This is a genomic window from Micromonospora sp. WMMD967 (assembly GCF_029626165.1).
Lineage (GTDB): Bacteria > Actinomycetota > Actinomycetes > Mycobacteriales > Micromonosporaceae > Micromonospora > Micromonospora taraxaci.
The window spans coordinates 1,645,395-1,661,624 of the sequence record NZ_JARUBK010000001.1; the positions used below are offsets into that span (position 1 = coordinate 1,645,395).

The 16,230-nt window shown below is 70.4% G+C and carries 15 protein-coding genes; 11 read left to right on the plus strand and 4 right to left on the minus strand.

The annotated features are described in order from the left end of the window. Window positions 1–11 precede the first annotated feature (11 nt). Both O7631_RS07810 and O7631_RS07815 read right to left on the minus strand, forming a co-directional pair. A complete protein-coding gene (locus tag O7631_RS07810; RefSeq protein ID WP_278143652.1) occupies window positions 12–1,226 on the minus strand; it encodes an acetyl-CoA C-acetyltransferase in 1,215 nt (404 codons plus the stop codon). Beyond that, on the minus strand, window positions 1,216–2,382 hold the full coding sequence (locus O7631_RS07815) for an acyl-CoA dehydrogenase family protein (protein WP_278143653.1): 1,167 nt from the start codon (window positions 2,380–2,382) through the stop codon (window positions 1,216–1,218). The genes O7631_RS07810 and O7631_RS07815 overlap by 11 nt, the downstream gene beginning before the upstream one ends. A 205-nt stretch (window positions 2,383–2,587) precedes the next feature. Here O7631_RS07815 and O7631_RS07820 point away from each other — a divergent pair, with 205 nt between their 5' ends. Continuing rightward, the gene (locus O7631_RS07820) at window positions 2,588–2,752 is read left to right on the plus strand and encodes a hypothetical protein (protein ID WP_278143654.1); all 165 of its coding nucleotides are present in this window, start codon (window positions 2,588–2,590) and stop codon (window positions 2,750–2,752) included. 54 nt (window positions 2,753–2,806) lie between these two features. Here O7631_RS07820 and O7631_RS07825 read toward each other — a convergent pair whose 3' ends face one another. Further along, the gene (locus O7631_RS07825) at window positions 2,807–3,025 is read right to left on the minus strand and encodes a hypothetical protein (RefSeq protein ID WP_331716389.1); all 219 of its coding nucleotides are present in this window, start codon (window positions 3,023–3,025) and stop codon (window positions 2,807–2,809) included. 158 nt (window positions 3,026–3,183) lie between these two features. On the opposite strand from O7631_RS07825, the gene O7631_RS07830 reads away from it, so the two are divergent. From O7631_RS07830 to O7631_RS07840, 3 genes are all read left to right on the plus strand, one after another. Next, entirely contained in the window at window positions 3,184–3,441 is a 258-nt protein-coding gene (locus O7631_RS07830; protein ID WP_278143655.1) for a hypothetical protein, read from the plus strand. Window positions 3,442–3,559: 118 nt separating this feature from the next. Next, window positions 3,560–4,189: a TetR/AcrR family transcriptional regulator gene (locus O7631_RS07835; RefSeq protein ID WP_278143657.1), complete on the plus strand. Its 630-nt coding sequence runs from the start codon at window positions 3,560–3,562 to the stop codon at window positions 4,187–4,189. A 143-nt stretch (window positions 4,190–4,332) separates the two neighbouring features. Continuing rightward, complete coding sequence (locus O7631_RS07840) at window positions 4,333–5,682, plus strand: hypothetical protein (RefSeq protein ID WP_278143658.1); 1,350 nt, start codon at window positions 4,333–4,335, stop codon at window positions 5,680–5,682. A 42-nt stretch (window positions 5,683–5,724) separates the two neighbouring features. On the opposite strand, the gene O7631_RS07845 is transcribed toward O7631_RS07840, so the two are convergent. Then, window positions 5,725–6,534 carry a zf-HC2 domain-containing protein gene (locus tag O7631_RS07845; protein WP_278147876.1) on the minus strand — a complete coding sequence of 270 codons (810 nt, stop codon included), beginning with the start codon at window positions 6,532–6,534 and terminating at the stop codon, window positions 5,725–5,727. Window positions 6,535–6,606: 72 nt separating this feature from the next. Between O7631_RS07845 and O7631_RS07850 the strand changes: the two genes are divergently transcribed. From O7631_RS07850 to O7631_RS07880, 7 genes are all read left to right on the plus strand, one after another. Then, entirely contained in the window at window positions 6,607–7,647 is a 1,041-nt protein-coding gene (locus O7631_RS07850; protein WP_278143659.1) for an SAM-dependent methyltransferase, read from the plus strand. Window positions 7,648–8,080: 433 nt separating this feature from the next. Then, a complete protein-coding gene (gene kdpF, locus O7631_RS07855; RefSeq protein ID WP_036390805.1) occupies window positions 8,081–8,170 on the plus strand; it encodes a K(+)-transporting ATPase subunit F in 90 nt (29 codons plus the stop codon). Beyond that, window positions 8,170–9,825 carry a potassium-transporting ATPase subunit KdpA gene (kdpA, locus tag O7631_RS07860; protein ID WP_278143660.1) on the plus strand — a complete coding sequence of 552 codons (1,656 nt, stop codon included), beginning with the start codon at window positions 8,170–8,172 and terminating at the stop codon, window positions 9,823–9,825. The genes kdpF and kdpA overlap by 1 nt, the downstream gene beginning before the upstream one ends. 20 nt (window positions 9,826–9,845) lie before the next feature. After that, window positions 9,846–12,041, plus strand: coding sequence for a potassium-transporting ATPase subunit KdpB (gene kdpB / locus O7631_RS07865; protein WP_278143661.1), 2,196 nt, complete (start codon window positions 9,846–9,848; stop codon window positions 12,039–12,041). After that, a complete protein-coding gene (locus tag O7631_RS07870) occupies window positions 12,041–12,922 on the plus strand; it encodes a potassium-transporting ATPase subunit C (protein ID WP_278143662.1) in 882 nt (293 codons plus the stop codon). The genes kdpB and O7631_RS07870 overlap by 1 nt, the downstream gene beginning before the upstream one ends. 71 nt (window positions 12,923–12,993) lie before the next feature. Then, window positions 12,994–15,543, plus strand: coding sequence for a DUF4118 domain-containing protein (locus tag O7631_RS07875; protein WP_278143663.1), 2,550 nt, complete (start codon window positions 12,994–12,996; stop codon window positions 15,541–15,543). Further along, window positions 15,540–16,220, plus strand: coding sequence for a response regulator (locus O7631_RS07880; protein ID WP_145786085.1), 681 nt, complete (start codon window positions 15,540–15,542; stop codon window positions 16,218–16,220). Before O7631_RS07875 ends, O7631_RS07880 begins: the two co-directional genes overlap by 4 nt. Window positions 16,221–16,230 lie beyond the last annotated feature (10 nt).

Genomic DNA, 16,230 nt, shown 5'->3' on the forward strand with positions numbered 1-16,230 from the left:
CGTCCTCCGGGTCAGCAGCGCTCGAGAACGGTGGCGACGCCCATGCCGCCGCCGATGCAGAGGGTCACCACGGCGCGGCGCAGGTCGCGACGCTCCAACTCGTCCAACGCGGTGCCGAGCAGCATGGCTCCGGTCGCGCCGAGCGGGTGGCCGAGAGCGATCGCGCCGCCGTTGACGTTCACCCGGTCCGGGTCGAGCCCCAGGTCACGGACGTACTTCAGCACCACCGCGGCGAACGCCTCGTTGATCTCGAACAGGTCGATGTCGTCGACTGTCAGCCCGGCGACGGCGAGCGCCTTGTGGGTGGCCGGGATCGGACCGGTCAACATCAGCGTCGGGTCCGCCCCGGTGACCGCCGCGCCGACGATCCGGGCGCGTGGGGTGAGGCCGAGGTCGCGGCCGACCTGCTCGGAGCCGATCAGCACCAGCGCCGCACCGTCCACGATGCCGGACGAGTTGCCGGCGTGGTGGACGTGCTCGATCGCCTCCAACCAGTGGAACTTCTGCAACGCCACGGCGTCGAAGCCGGCTGCCTCGCCGATCGTGGCGAAGGACGGGGTGAGCCGGGCCAGCGCCTCCCGGGTCGTCTCCGGGCGCGGGTGCTCGTCGACGCTGAGGATGTCCAACCCGTTGCCGTCGCGGACCGGCACCACCGAACGCGCGAAGTGCCCGCCGGCCCACGCCTTGGCGGCCCGTTCCTGCGACCGCACCGCATAGCCGTCGACGTCGTCGCGGGTGAAACCCTCAAGGGTCGCGATCAGGTCGGCGCTGACGCCCTGCGGCACGAACGACGTGGCCAGCGCGGTCTGCGGGTCGGTCGCCCAGGCCGCGCCGTCGGAGCCCATCGGCACCCGGGACATCGACTCCACACCGCCGGCCAGCAGCAGGTGCTCCCAACCCGAGCGGATCCGCGCGGCGGCGGAGTTGACCGCCTCCAACCCGGACGCGCAGAACCGGTTGAGCTGCACCCCGCCCACCTCGTCGGGCAGACCCGCCAGCAGCGCGGCGGCCCGCGCCAGGTCGCCGCCCTGCTCGCCGACCGGGGTGACGATGCCGAGGAGAAGATCCTCCAACCGGCCCACGTCCAAGCCGGGGTTGCGCTCGCGCAACGCGTCGATCAGGCCGACCACCAGCGAGATCGGCTTGACCCCGTGCAGCGCGCCGGTGTCCCGGCCGCGTCCGCGCGGGGTGCGGACCGCGTCATAGACGTACGCCTCAGAGGACACGGGCGATCAGCTCCTTCATGATCTCGTTGGTGCCGCCGTAGATCTTCTGCACCCGGGCGTCGGCGTACATCCGGGCGATCGGATATTCGGTCGTGTAGCCGTAGCCGCCGAAGATCTGCAGGCACCTGTCGATGACCTCGCACTGCCCGTCGGTGAGCCACGACTTCGCCATTGCGGCGGTAGCCACGTCCAGGTCGCCGCGGCTGTGCCGGACGATGCAGTCGTCCAGGAAGACCCGGCTGACCCGGGTACGGGTGGCGCACTCAGCGAGCACCATCCGGGTGTTCTGGTGGCCCATCAGCGGCTTGCCGAAGGCGGTGCGCTCCTTGGCGTACGCGACGGTCAGCGCGACCGCGCGTTCCATCGCCGCGACCGCGCCGACACCGATGACCAGCCGCTCCTGCGGGAGTTGCTGCATGAGCTGGATGAAGCCCATTCCCTCGACGCTGCCGAGCAGGTTGGCCGCCGGCACCCGGAACTCGTCGAAGAACAGCTCCGCGGTGTCGTTCGCGTGCAGCCCGATCTTGGACAGCAGTCGCCCCCGGCGGAACCCCTCCGGGTCGCCGCTCACCTCGCAGACGAGCAGCGAGACACCGGCCGCCCGCTGCTCGGGGTCGGTCTTCACGGCCACGATGATCAGATCGGCCAGGCCGCCGTTGGTGATGAACGTCTTCGCGCCGGTGACCAGGTAGTCGTCACCGTCCCGGACCGCCCGGGTACGCATCGCCTGAAGATCGGAGCCGCCGTCCGGCTCGGTCATCGCGATAGCGCCGACCAACTCACCGCTGCACAGGCCAGGCAGCCAGCGCCGCTTCTGCTCCTCGCTGCCGTACGCCGCCAGGTAGCCGGTGACGATCCCACTGTGTACGGCCAGCCCGAGGCTGCTCTCCCCGGTATACGCCTGCTCGTGCAGCAGCACGGCCTCGTGGGTGAAACCGCCGCCCCCGCCGCCGTACTCCTCCGGCACGGACAGGCCGAGCAACCCCAGCTCACCGGCGCGCCGGTAGTGCTCGCGGTCCGGGTGGCCCTGCGTCTGCAGGCGCTCGTCGTGTGGCAGTACCTCCTTGGTGAAGAAGGTGCGGGCCAGGTCGGCGAGGTCGTCGTGCTCCGGCTGCCGCCAGGGCGAGGGTGGACCGTCGAGTGGGGGCGTCGGCATGAGCACCACCCTCGCGCCCTGTTGGCGGCGTGTCAATAAGCCCGCGACGCCTTGATTGACTCATGTTCCGTGAAGTCGGGCCGTCCACCCGAGCGGGACACCCCGCCTTGCAGGACATCGAGTCGATCAAGTAGCCCGCCGGATCCAACCCGCACACGACGCGGATCGTCGCCCCGACTGTGCCGTGACGGGCGAGCTTCGTGCCATGAGAGCAACGCCGCCGGCCCTGCTCGACGGAGCCCGGGTCACGCTGTTCGCCAACCTCGCTCCGGGGCGGTCGCCGACCGGGGCGACGCGGCGCTCCGTCAGCAACTTCGCGGGACGTCTCTGGAGCGTGATCCACTCCAGATTGGCGATGTGGTGGTATTGAGGCGATCGGATACGCCCAGGTCGGCGATCTCGTGTGGATCACGCCGGACAGGTGCTACTCGGCCTCGTCGCCGTCGGTCGGGCGCGGCGGGCGGTGCTCGGCGATCCACGCTTCGACATCGGCGCGCAGCCACACCTTCATACCGCGTAGTTCCTGGTATGGCTTCGGGAAGCTCGGCCGCATGGCGATCTGCTGGAACCGACTCCGGGAGACGTTGAGTCGCTGGCCGATCTCGTACGGCCCCATCAACTCACCCGGCCCGCTGTCTGCCACATCTTGAACCTAGGCACGTTTGCCCATCCCCAACCAGGGGTCCCCGATTGGGGATCCCCGAAAGGGTTGACAGTCAAGGAGAAGTAGCTGAATGTGGCCAGAGGGTTTCGCTGCGCTGTTTAGGGGGCAGCGTGGGCGTGGTCGGAGAGGGGGTGCTCATGGATCAGGCGACGGAGTTGGCGTGGTTGCGGGAGCGGGTCGGGGGTCTGGAGGCAGCGCTGCACTGTGCGCGGAGAGAGTTGTTCGATCTCCGTTGTCGGCTGACGTTGATCGGCCGGGTGGTCCAGGACGTCGACCGGGTGCAGCGGGCGCCCGGGGCCGCCGTCGGTGCGATCAACGCGGCGCTCTACTCGGAGGCGTCCAATCTGCGTCACCTGGGACGGCACGTGGTTCGGCGTCGCCGAGGCGCGCGGTGATCAGGTGATGAAAAGTAGGTCCGGAGCGGCTTCCACAGCTCTTTCTCATCACATGATCAAGGTGCGGTGGCCCCTGACACCGAGGGCGATGCGGTGAGCTGCCGATAGGGTCGGGCAGATGAGTGTCGAGACGGCTCCCCGTCGCCGCCGATTGGAGCCGGACGCCCGACGCGGCCAGATCCTGGCCTGTGCGGTCCGGTTGTTCGGCGAGCGGCCGTACGCGGACGTGTCGACCACCGACGTCGCCCGCGAGGCCGGTGTCGCCCGGGGCCTGGTCAACCACTACTTCGGTACGAAGAAGGATCTCTACCTGGAGGTCGTCCGGCTCATGGTGACCATTCCGGAGGTGGCAGTGGAGCGGCTGCCCAAGGGAGACCTCCGGACCCGGGTCGACGCGAGCGTCACCTGGTTCCTCGACGTGGTGTCCCGGCACAGCACGTCCTGGTTGGCGGCGGTCACCGCGCGGGGGATGGGCGGGGACGCCGACGTGGAGCGGGTGCTGGCCGAGGCCGAGGAGGTCGCCGCGGACCGCATGCTCGTCGCCGTCGGGCTGGCCGGCGAGGCGGCGCACCACGAGGAACTTCGCGGCATGGTCAGGGCGTACTGCGGGTTGGCCACGTCGACCGCCCGGGAGTGGCTCCAGCGTGGCGTGCTGACCCGCGCCCAGGTGCACCTGCTGCTCACCACCACCCTGCTGACCATCGTCGAACAGGTCGTCCCGCAGGTCCTCGCCGACGACCCGTCCTGACCGGGGTCGCCCGCGCGTCTGCACTCGTGTTGGCCGCCATTCGGTCAAACGGGCGTTTCCGCAGTTCAGGGCTTTGACAACTGGCAATCTGATCGCCAATCCTCAATGTCGAATTGGTTACGTTCGAGGGGATTGGTGAAGAAGTGAGAAGTTTACCGATCGGGTTGACCGTCGCGGCGGTCCTGGCCCTGACGGCAGCGCTGGCCCCGGCGGCATCGGCCGCCCCGATGCCACAGCCCGACCACGCGACCACCCGGGTCAGTGTGTCCAGCGACGAGGTCCAGGGAAACGCGCGCAGTGCCGCCAGCAGCGTCTCGCGTACCGGTCGATTCGTCTCGTTCGAATCGGGTTCCACGAACCTGGTGCCGGGGGACACCAACGGCACCTTCGACATCTTTGCCCGGGATCGACTCCTGGGCACCACAGCTCTGGTCAGCCTCTCCAACACCGGCACCCAGGGCAATGACGTGAGCTTCGGCTCTGCGACCAGCGGCACCGGCCGCTACGTCGCCTTCATCTCCGCCGCCTCCAACCTGGTGCCGGGGGACACCAACGGCGCCCTCGACATCTTCGTTCGGGACCGCCTCCTGTCGACCACCAGCCGGGTCAGCCTTCCCGCCGCGGGTGGGCAGGGAAACAGTGAGAGCACCGTGCCGAGCATCAGCTACGACGGGCGCTACGTCAGCTTCACCTCGTACGCGACAAATCTCGTCCCCGGGGACACCAACGGCGTGCCGGATGTCTTCGTCCGCGACCGGCTGCTCGGGACGACCACCCGGGTCAGCGTCTCCAGCTCGGGCGCACAGGGCAGCGGGCCGAGCGGGTTCACCTCGACGATGATCAGCGGTGCCGGCCGCTACGTGATCTTCTACTCGGAGGCGTCCAACCTGGTGCCGGGCGACACCAACGGTGTCGCGGACATCTTCGTCCGGGACCTGCTGCTCGCCACCACCATCCGGGTCAGTGTGTCCTCCGCCGCTGCCCAGGGCGACGGCGACAGCAGTGGGCCGGCGATCAGCGCCGACGGCCGCTTCGCCGCCTTCAGTTCCTGGTCGTCCAACCTGGTGCCGGGCGACACCAACGGCTACGAGGATGTCTTCGTCCGGGACCTGCTCACCGGAGTGACCCGGCGGGTGAGCGTCGCCTCCGATGGCGCACAGGCCGACGGCCACAGCAACCAACCTGCGCTCAGTGGCGACGGCCTCCGAGTCGCCTTCGTCTCGACCTCGTCCAACCTGGTGCCCGGGGACACCAACTTTGGCGAGGAAGTCTTTCGGCACGAATGGCCCACCGGCACTACGACCCGGTTGAGCGTGTCCGCCGCGGGTGAGCAGGCCAACGACCGGAGTAACGACCCGTCGATCGACTACAGCGGCCGGTTCGTTCCCTTCACCTCGTACGCCACCAACCTGGTGTTCGACGACACCAACAACAGCCTGGACGTGTTCGTCCGGGACGCGGGGCAGGCCAACACCCAGCCACCCCCGGGCTGAACGTTGTCTTCGGGGTGGAGGCTGCGGCGGGACCGTCGAAGCTCAGGCGGCGCGGCGGTCGCCGGCCCGACGCGTGGCCTGACCTGCACGCGCCGCCGGGGCGGCGAAACGGTCGGCGGCCTGGGCGGGATACGACTCGGGGCGGACCACCCGCAGCGGACGCTCCACCTCGTCAGTGCCGAACCGCCAGCGTGACGGCGTCGGCTGCCGCTGCGGCGCGGGCCCACCGGGGCGCAGGCCGGGCCGGGACAGCAGCACGGTGATCAGGTAGCCGACCACCAGGAAGCCGTGGCTGACCAGTCGTTCCCCGCCCACCGAGCCGGTGGCCAGGTCGTTGACCGAGAGCAGCAGCAGCGTGCCGACGAACGCGCTGAGCATCGGCAGGAGCCCGGCCGGCGGGGTGCGGCGTACCGCCACGAAGAGGAAGCCGGCACCGACCGCCACGTTCCAGGCGGCCGACTCGTGCCACAGGTGTTGGCCGGTGGGGTGCAGGTGGTCGGCGGTCGCGCCCCGGCCCACCTGGGCCAGGCCGAGCACCAACTGCACCGCGCCGAGCAGGCCGAGCGCCGCACGTAGCCCGGCGACCAGGGGGCCACGCCCACCCAGGCGCCGCCACCACGACCGCCGGGGCGGTGGGGCCGCCGCGGTGGCGGCCAGGATCGCCGCGGTCCGGTCGGGTACGTCGGTGACCAAACGGGTACGAATCCGACGCGTCACCGCAGCCGCCGCCGTGAACCAGGCCCGGCAATCGGCGCACCCGTCAAGGTGCCCCTGCGCCGCCGCCCGTTCGGCGGCGGTCTCCTCCCCGTCCAACTGCGCGGACAGGACCTCCCGCCACTGCTCACACCCCATGTACCGGTAGTCGCTCCGACGGCCGCTCCGGTTCCCGGCGACCGTCACCCGTTGTGGAATACTCGCCGGACCATGACGCGCTACGGCCTGCTGATCCTGCCCGCCACCAACCGGGTGTACGCCCGCTCCGCCGTCGACCTCACCCGAGCCGAGCTGCAGATCTTCGGCGGCTCGGCGCTCGACGGTCGGATCGGCGACCTGGACACCGAGGTGGTGGGTGGGGCGTCCTACGTGACGTTCACCGGCGACGGGCTGACCGAGCGTGACCTGGCCGTCCTGGGCAATCTCTCCGCCGGGTACGCGCTGTTCGAGATCGTCGGCGAGTTGCTGCGTCCGGTCGAGTGGAGCCGGCTGGACCGCTACGACGACGACCTGCTCACCATCCAGAAGTACCCGGGCAAGACCAACGAGCAGTTCACCAAGCTGCTGCTCAACGTCACACTGCTCGCCTCGGACTGGGCCACCGAGATGACCAGCCGGCGGTTCCGGGTGCTCGACCCGCTCTGCGGCCGGGGCACCACGCTCAACCAGGCGCTGATGTACGGCTTCGACGCCGCCGGGATCGAGCGCGACCAGAAGGACGTCGAGGCGTACCGGGCGTTCGTCACCACCTGGCTGAAGCAGAAGCGGCTCAAGCACCGGGTGCTGGAGTCGGGGCCGGTGCGCCGGGAGCGCAAGGTGGTCGGCCGACGGGTGCGGATCGAGTTGGCGCCGACCCGCGAGGAGCACAAGGCCGGCCAGACGCAGTTGTTGGACGTGGTGAACGCCGACACCGCCCGGTCGGCGGAGTTCTTCCGCCCGGAGACGGTGGACCTGGTCGTGGCCGACGCGCCGTACGGCGTACAGCACGGCAGTCGTACCGCCGATCAGGGTCTGTCGCGCGACCCGCTGGCGCTGCTCGCGGACGCCGCGCCGGTCTGGGCGCGGTTGCTGCGCCCCGGCGGTGCGCTAGGTATCTCCTGGAACACCCATGTCGCCAGCCGCGACGACGCTGCGGCGGTGCTGGCCGACGCGGGCCTGACAGTGGTCGACGACGAGCCCTACCGGGCGCTGCGGCACCGGGTGGACCAGTCGATCATGCGAGACGTGCTGGTGGCCCGCCGCCCGGTCTGACCCGGCCTCGCACCTCCGCTCCCGCCACCCCATGCGCGGCCCCGTCCGGGCCGCGCATGCCTCTCGCGTGCCCTTTGCTCTGCACCCGCGGAGGCACCAGCTACAGACCGTGAGCGTCGCCTCCGCAGGTGCAGAGCAAAGGGCGGTCGACCAGTCCTGACCAGGCGGGCCGTCGCGGGTTCTGTGCCCCATTTCACCTGTTCGGGGTGCGGATGTGAAAACCACGTCAAGAAAAGGTTCGCCGCCGTCATGGTCGCGTTATGACCCCTGCCGTCCGGCGGGTGGTGGGGCTTTGATTGCCCGGCGCGATCGGAAGGCGGTCGCGACGAACCTTTCCGCTATGAGGAGTCAGCGTGTCTGACGTGGTGTTCGTGGTCCTGACGGTGGCGCTGTTCGCAGTGCTCGCCCTGGTGGTCCGGGCGGTGGAGAAGCTGTGAACGCGGTCAACGCCGTCGGTCTGGTGCTCGCGATCGTCCTGGGCGCGTTCCTGGTGTTCGCCCTGCTGTTCCCGGAGCGCTTCTGATGACCATGACAACAGCGGGCGTCATCTTCGTGCTGGCGCTGGTGGCGGCCCTCGTCGCCGTCTACAAGCCGTTCGGCGACTACATGTTCCGGGCGGTCTCCGGCACCAAGCAGTCGCGGGTCGAGCGGGGCATCTACCGACTCGTCGGGGTCAACCCGGCCGCCGAGCAGACCTGGGGTGTGTACGCCCGCAGCGTGCTGGCGTTCTCAGCGATCTCGATCCTGTTCCTGTACCTGTTCCAGCGGGTGCAGAACCACCTGTGGCTGTCCCTGGGCCTCGACCCGGTGGTGCCGCACGGTGCGTGGAACACGGCCGTGTCGTTCGTGACCAACACCAACTGGCAGTGGTACTCGGGTGAGTCGACGATGGGCCACCTGGTGCAGATGGCCGGTCTGGCCGTGCAGAACTTCGTGTCGGCGGCGGTCGGCATCGCGGTGGCTGTCGCGCTGGTGCGCGGCTTCGCCCGCAGCCGCACCGGGCAGCTCGGCAACTTCTGGGTCGACCTGACCCGGATCGTGCTGCGGATCCTGCTGCCGATCGCGGTGCTCGGCGCCATCGCGCTGATGATCGGCGGGGCGGTGCAGAACCTCTCCGGTGGCACCGACGTGACCACGTTGACCGGCGGCACGCAGACCATCACCGGTGGTCCGGTCGCCAGCCAGGAAGTGATCAAGGAGCTGGGCACCAACGGTGGCGGCTTCTACAACGTCAACAGCGCCCATCCGTTCGAGAACCCCACCACCTGGACGAACTGGCTGGAGATCTTCCTGATCCTGCTGATCCCGTTCAGCCTTCCCCGGGTGTTCGGCCGGATGGTCGGGCAGAACCGCCAGGGGTACGCCATCGCCGCGGTGATGGGCATCCTCGCGGTCGCCAGCGTCGCCCTCACCAACATCTTCGAGCTGACCGGTCACGGCACTGTGCCGCAGGCGGTCGGCGCGGCGATGGAGGGCAAGGAGGTGCGGTTCGACGTGTCGAACTCGGCCACCTTCGCCGCCGCCACCACGCTCACCTCGACCGGTGCGGTGAACTCCTTCCACGACTCGTTCACCTCGCTCGGCGGCATGATGACGATGGTCAACATGATGCTCGGTGAGGTCGCGCCGGGTGGCACCGGTTCCGGTCTGTACGGCCTGCTCATCCTCGCGGTGATCACGGTCTTCGTGGCCGGCCTGATGGTGGGCCGCACCCCTGAGTACCTGGGCAAGAAGATCGGCTCGCGGGAGATCAAGTTCGCCTCGCTGTACTTCCTCATCACGCCGATCCTGGTGCTGGTCGGCACGGCCGCCGCGTTCGCCACCGGCAACAACTCCACAGCGCTCAACGTCGGCCCGCACGGCCTCTCCGAGGTGCTGTACGCGTTCACCTCGGCCAGCAACAACAACGGCTCGGCCTTCGCCGGCATCACCGTCAACACGCCGTGGTGGAACACCGCGCTCGGGTTGTGCATGCTGCTGGGCCGTTTCCTGCCGCTCATCTTCGTGCTCGCGTTGGCCGGCTCGCTGGCCCGCCAGGCACCCACCCCCGCGTCCGAGGGCACCCTGCCGACCCACCGACCCCTGTTCATCGGGATGGTCGTCGGCGTCACTGTCGTCCTCGTCGCGCTGACCTTCCTGCCCGCGCTCGCGCTCGGCCCGCTGGCAGAGGGGCTCTGACCATCATGAGGAACGAGGACATGTCCGTCACGTCCGCCCCGACAGAGCAACTCCCCGGCACACCGGCCACCCAGGGCAACCGGATCGGCGGGGGCCTGCTCGACCCGAAGCAGCTCATCCGGTCCCTGCCGGACGCGGTACGCAAGCTCAACCCGACCACGCTCTGGCGTAACCCGGTCATGCTGATCGTGGAGGTCGGCGCGGCCTTCACCACCGTCCTGGCGGTGGTCGACCCGTCGGTGTTCGCCTGGGCGATCACCATCTGGCTCTGGTTGACGGTGCTCTTCGCCAACGTGGCCGAGGCGGTCGCCGAGGGCCGGGGCAAGGCCCAGGCCGCGACCCTGCGGCAGGCGAAGAAGGACACCATCGCCACTCGGCTGATCGACTGGAAGCCCGGCGCGCGCGCCAACACCTACCGCGACGAGGCGGTGCCCGCGCCCGAACTCAGGCAGGGCGACATCGTGCTCGTCGAGGCGGGCGGCATCATCCCCGGCGACGGGGACATCGTCGAGGGCATCGCCAGCGTCGACGAGTCGGCCATCACCGGTGAGTCGGCTCCGGTCATCCGCGAGTCCGGCGGCGACCGCAGCGCGGTGACCGGCGGCACCAAGGTGCTCTCCGACCAGATCATCGTGAAGATCACCCAGAAGCCGGGGGAGAGCTTCATCGACCGGATGATCGCCCTGGTCGAGGGCGCCAACCGGCAGAAGACCCCGAACGAGATCGCGCTGAACATCCTGCTCGCCGCGCTCACCGTCATCTTCCTGCTGGCCGTGGTGACCCTCCAGCCTTTGGCGATCTTCTCCAAGGCGTACCAGGCGGCAGCGCCGGACAGCGGGGCGATCACCGGTTCCGGTGTGACCGGCGTCGTGCTGGTCTCGCTGCTGGTCTGCCTGATCCCCACCACCATCGGCGCGCTGCTGTCGGCCATCGGCATCGCCGGCATGGACCGCCTGGTCCAGCGCAACGTCCTGGCGATGAGCGGCCGGGCCGTCGAGGCGGCCGGCGACGTCAACACCCTGCTGCTGGACAAGACCGGCACCATCACCCTGGGCAACCGGCAGGCCGCCGAGTTCGTACCGGTCGAGGGGGTCGACGCCGCGACAGTGGCCGACGCCGCGCAGCTGTCCAGCCTGGCCGACGAGACCCCGGAGGGACGCTCGGTGGTCGTCCTGGCGAAGAACGAGTTCGGGTTGCGCGAGCGTGAGCCGGGCGTCATGCCGCACGCCACGTTCGTGCCGTTCACCGCGCAGACCCGGATGAGCGGCGTCGACCTCACCCCGGACAGCAGCGTGGACGGCGGCGCGGTGGGCACGGCCCGCCGGGTCCGCAAGGGCGCCGCCGCAGCGGTGATGAAGTGGGTACGCGAGAACGGCGGTCACCCGACCGAGCAGGTCGGCGAGATCGTGGACGCGATCAGCGGCACCGGCGGCACTCCGCTGGTGGTCGCCGAGCACGTCGACGGTCAACCCGCCCGCGCCCTGGGAGTCATCCACCTCAAGGACGTCGTCAAGTCCGGCATGCGCGAGCGGTTCGACGAGATGCGCCGGATGGGCATCCGCACCGTGATGATCACCGGCGACAACCCGCGTACCGCGAAGGCCATCGCCGACGAGGCCGGGGTGGACGACTTCCTGGCCGAGGCGACGCCGGAGGACAAGCTCGCGCTGATCAAGCGGGAGCAGGAGGGCGGCCGGCTGGTCGCGATGACCGGTGACGGCACCAACGACGCCCCGGCGCTCGCCCAGGCCGACGTCGGCGTGGCCATGAACACCGGCACGTCGGCCGCGAAGGAGGCCGGCAACATGGTCGACCTCGACTCCGACCCGACCAAGCTGATCGAGATCGTGGAGATCGGCAAGCAGTTGCTGATCACCAGGGGTGCGCTGACGACGTTCAGCATCTCCAACGACATCGCGAAGTACTTCGCGATCATCCCGGCCATGTTCGCCGGCCTCTACCCGAGCCTGGACGCGCTGAACATCATGCGCCTCGCCAGCCCGGAGTCGGCGATCCTGTCCGCCGTCATCTTCAACGCCCTGGTGATCATCGCGCTGATCCCGCTCGCCCTGCGTGGCGTGCGGTACCGGCCGGCCGCCGCGTCGAAGCTGCTCAGCCGCAACCTGCTGGTGTACGGCCTGGGCGGCATCATCGTGCCGTTCATCGGGATCAAGCTCATCGACCTGCTCATCCAGTTCATCCCGGGGATTTCGTGATGCGCCTACCCACCTGGATCGCCCAACACCTCGCCGCTCTGCGCGCCGTACTCGTCTTCACGGTGCTGCTCGGCCTGGTCTACCCACTGGCCCTGGTAGCGCTCGGCCAACTGCCCGGCCTCAACCACAAGGCCGACGGCTCGCTGATCACCGTGGGCGGCACCACCGTCGGAAGCGCGCTGATCGGCCAGTCCTTCACCGACGCGGACGGCAACCCCGTCGCCCGCTACTTCCAGTCCCGCCCCTCCGCCGCCGGCGACGGCTACGACCCGACCTCCACCTCGGCCAGCAACCTGGGCCCGGAGAGCGTCGTCGACACCATCGCCACCGACCCGGAGGAGTCCAGCGAGAGCCTGCTCACCCAGGTGTGCGGGCGCAGCAAGGCCGTCGGCGAACTGAACGGCGTCGACGGGCGACGCCCCTTCTGCACCGACGACGGGGTGGGTGCCGTGCTCGCGGTCTTCCGCGCCGACGGTCTCACCGGCACTGTCACCCGGGTGGTCAGCGTCAACCAGACCGCCCCGGCGACGCCGTTCGTCAGCTCCTACCAGGGGGTCACCGTGGAGCTGGCGAAGCCCGGCGAGGACTACGTGGCCGCCGGTGGGGTGGTCACCCCGATCCGGGGCGACGCGCCGGCCGACCCGGCGGTGCCCGCCGACGCGGTAACCGCCAGCGCCAGCGGCCTCGACCCGCAGATCAGCCCGGCGTACGCCGAGTTGCAGGTGAACCGGGTCGCGCGGGAGCGCGGCGCGGACCCGGCGGCGGTCCGCAAGCTGGTGCGGGAGCACACCGACGGGCGGTCCCTCGGATTCATGGGTGAGCCCAGCGTCAACGTGCTGGAACTCAACCTGGCCCTCGACAAGCAGTTCGCCGCGCGCTGAGCACACCGCGGGCGGGGCCGTGCCGACCGGCACCGCCCCGCCCGCCACTCTGACCAGGGAGGATGGTCCCCGTGCCACGCGGAGAACTGCGCATCTACCTCGGAGCCGCCCCGGGCGTCGGAAAGACGTACGCCATGTTGGAGGAGGCCCAGCGGCGAGCCGCGCGCGGCACCGACGTGGTGATCGGTTTCGTGGAGACCCACGGCCGCCAGCACACCGCCGCGATGCTCGGCGACCTGGAGCAGGTGCCGCGCCGGGCGATGGAGTACCGGGGCGTCGAGTTCACCGAGATGGACCTGGACGCGGTGCTGGCCCGCCGGCCGGAGATCGCTGTGGTGGACGAGCTGGCGCACACCAACGTGCCCGGTTCCCGGCACGACAAGCGCTGGCAGGACGTCCAGGAGCTGCTCGACGCGGGGATCGACGTGCTGTCCACTGTCAACGTGCAGCACCTGGAGTCGGTCAACGACGTCGTCGCGCAGATCACCGGCACCACCCAGCGGGAGACCGTGCCGGACGAGATCGTCCGCGCGGCCGAGCAGGTCGAGCTTGTCGACATGACCCCCGAGGCGCTGCGTCGGCGGATGGCGCACGGCAACATCTACCGCCCCGACAAGATCGACGCCGCTCTGGGCAACTACTTCCGGGTCGGCAACCTCACCGCGCTGCGCGAGCTGGCGTTGCTCTGGCTGGCCGACAAGGTCGACGAACAGCTCGACCGCTACCGCAGCCAGCAGGGCATCGCGGCCACCTGGGAGGCCCGGGAACGCGTGGTGGTGGCGTTGACCGGCGGCCCGGAGGGCGAGACGCTGATCCGCCGGGCTGCCCGGGTCGCCGCGCGCAGCAAGGGCGCCGACCTGCTCGCCGTGCACGTGGCCCGCAGTGACGGCCTGGCCGGGGCCGACCCGGCCCAACTGGCCCGCCAGCGGGTGCTGGTGGAGAGCCTCGGCGGCACGTACCACCAGGTGCTCGGCACCGACGTGCCGGCCGCGCTTCTCGACTTCGCCCAGGGGGTGAACGCCACCCAACTGGTGCTCGGCGCCAGCCGTCGGGGCCGTCTCGCGCAGATCTTCGCCCGGGGTGTCGGGGTGACCACCACAGCGCTCTCCGGGTCGATCGACGTGCACCTGGTCACCCACAAGCAGGCCGGCAAGGGCCGCCGGGCGGCTGCCGTGCCGGCCGCGCTGTCCCGACGTCGACGGCTGCTCGGCTTCGCCCTGGCCGTGCTGGGCATGCCGCTGCTCACACTGCTGCTGAAGACACTGCCCGACCTGACCCTGACCAACGACATCCTGCTGTTCCTCGCCGGGGTCGTCGGGGTCGCCCTGGTCGGTGGGGTGTGGCCGGCCCTGGTCGCCGCGCTCGGCGGCTCGCTGCTGCTCAACTGGTTCTTCACCCCGCCGTTCCGCACGTTGACCATCGCCGAGGCGGACAACCTGCTCGCCCTGGCCGTCTTCGTGGGTGTGGCGTTGGCGGTCAGCTGGGTCGTCGACGTGGCCGCCCGGCGTACCCGGGAAGCCGCGCGGGCCGCCGCCGACGCGCAGACCCTCGCCGCCATCGCCGGCGGCGTGCTGCGCGGCGAGCGGCCGCTGCCCGCACTGCTCGAACAGCTCCGGGAAACCTTCGGATTGCGCGCCGTGAGCGTGCTGGAGTTGGCCGAGGAGGCCGGTGGCCGACCGGAGCGGGCCCGCGAGGAGCACGCCTGGAACGTGGCGGCCAGCGTCGGCGAGAACGCGCCCTGCACCCCGGAGAGCGGTGAGACGTCCGTCCCGGTCGATGACCAGATCACCGTCGTGCTCTGCGGTCGGCGGTTGGAGGCCGCCGACCGGCGCATCGTCGAGGCGTTCGCCGCCCAGGCCGCCGTCGCGCTACGCCAGGAACGGCTCGCCGAGGAGGCCGCCACCGCCCGACCCCTCGCCGCCGCGGACCGGATGCGCACCGCGCTGCTCGCGGCGGTCAGCCACGACCTGCGTACGCCCCTGGCGTCGGCGAAGGCGGCGGTGACCAGCCTGCGCAGCCACGACATCGAGTTCGACGAGTCCGACCGAGAGGAGCTGCTGGAGACCGCCGAGGAGTCACTGGACCGGCTCGCCCGGCTGGTCGGCAACCTGCTCGACATGAGCCGACTCCAGGCGGGCGTCCTCGGCATCTCGGCGACAGCGATCGGCCTGGAGGACGCCGTACCCCTGGCGCTCGACGAACTTGGCCCGGCGGCCGCGACTGTCGGCACCGACATCCCGGCCGACCTGCCGGCCGCCACCGCCGACCCGGGCCTGCTGGAACGGGTGCTGGTCAACATCGTCGCCAACGCGTTGCGCTACAGCCCGCCGGACCAGCCGCCGACGATCACCGCCAGCGCGCACGCCGGTCAGGTGGAGCTGCGGGTGATCGACCGCGGTCCGGGTATCCCGGAGGACCAGTGGGAGCACGTCTTCCTGCCGTTCCAACGCCTCGGCGACCGGGACAACCAGACCGGCGTCGGTCTCGGTCTCGCCCTGTCCCGGGGCCTGGCCGAGGCGATGGGTGGCAGCATCACCCCGGAGACCACCCCGGGCGGTGGGCTCACCATGGTGCTGCGGCTGCCCGCCGCGCCCGCCAGCTCGGAGGGGCCGCAGGAATGACGCGCATCCTGGTCGTGGACGACGAACCGCAGATCCTGCGTGCCCTGCGGATCAACCTGCGCGCCCGCCGGTACGACGTGGACGTCGCCGCGACCGGGGCCGCCGCGTTGAAGGCCGCCGCCAGTCATCCACCCGACCTGGTGGTGCTCGACCTCGGCCTGCCCGATATCGACGGGGTGGAGGTGATCCGCGGCCTGCGCGGATGGACCGCCGTGCCGATCATCGTGCTCTCCGGCCGGGCCGGCAGCGAGGACAAGGTGGCGGCGCTCGACGCCGGTGCCGACGACTACGTCACGAAGCCGTTCGGGGTGGAGGAGCTGCTGGCCCGCATCCGTGCCGTCACCCGCCGGCTCGGCGCGCCCAGCGAGTCGGTGCCGGCGCTGCGGATCGGCCAGCACACCGTCGACCTGGCCGACCACAGTGTGCGGCGTGACGACGGCACCGAGGTGAAGCTGACCCCCACCCAGTGGAGCGTGCTGGAGAAGCTGCTGCGTCACCCCGGCAAGCTGGTCAGCCAGCGGCAACTCCTCCAGGACGTGTGGGGGCCGGAATACCAGAACGAGACCAACTACCTGCGGCAGTACCTGGCCCAGCTGCGGCGCAAGCTGGAGGACGACCCGGCCCGCCCCCGGCACCTCATCACCGAACCGGGAATGGGCTACCGCTACCGCCCCTGACCCGTTGACA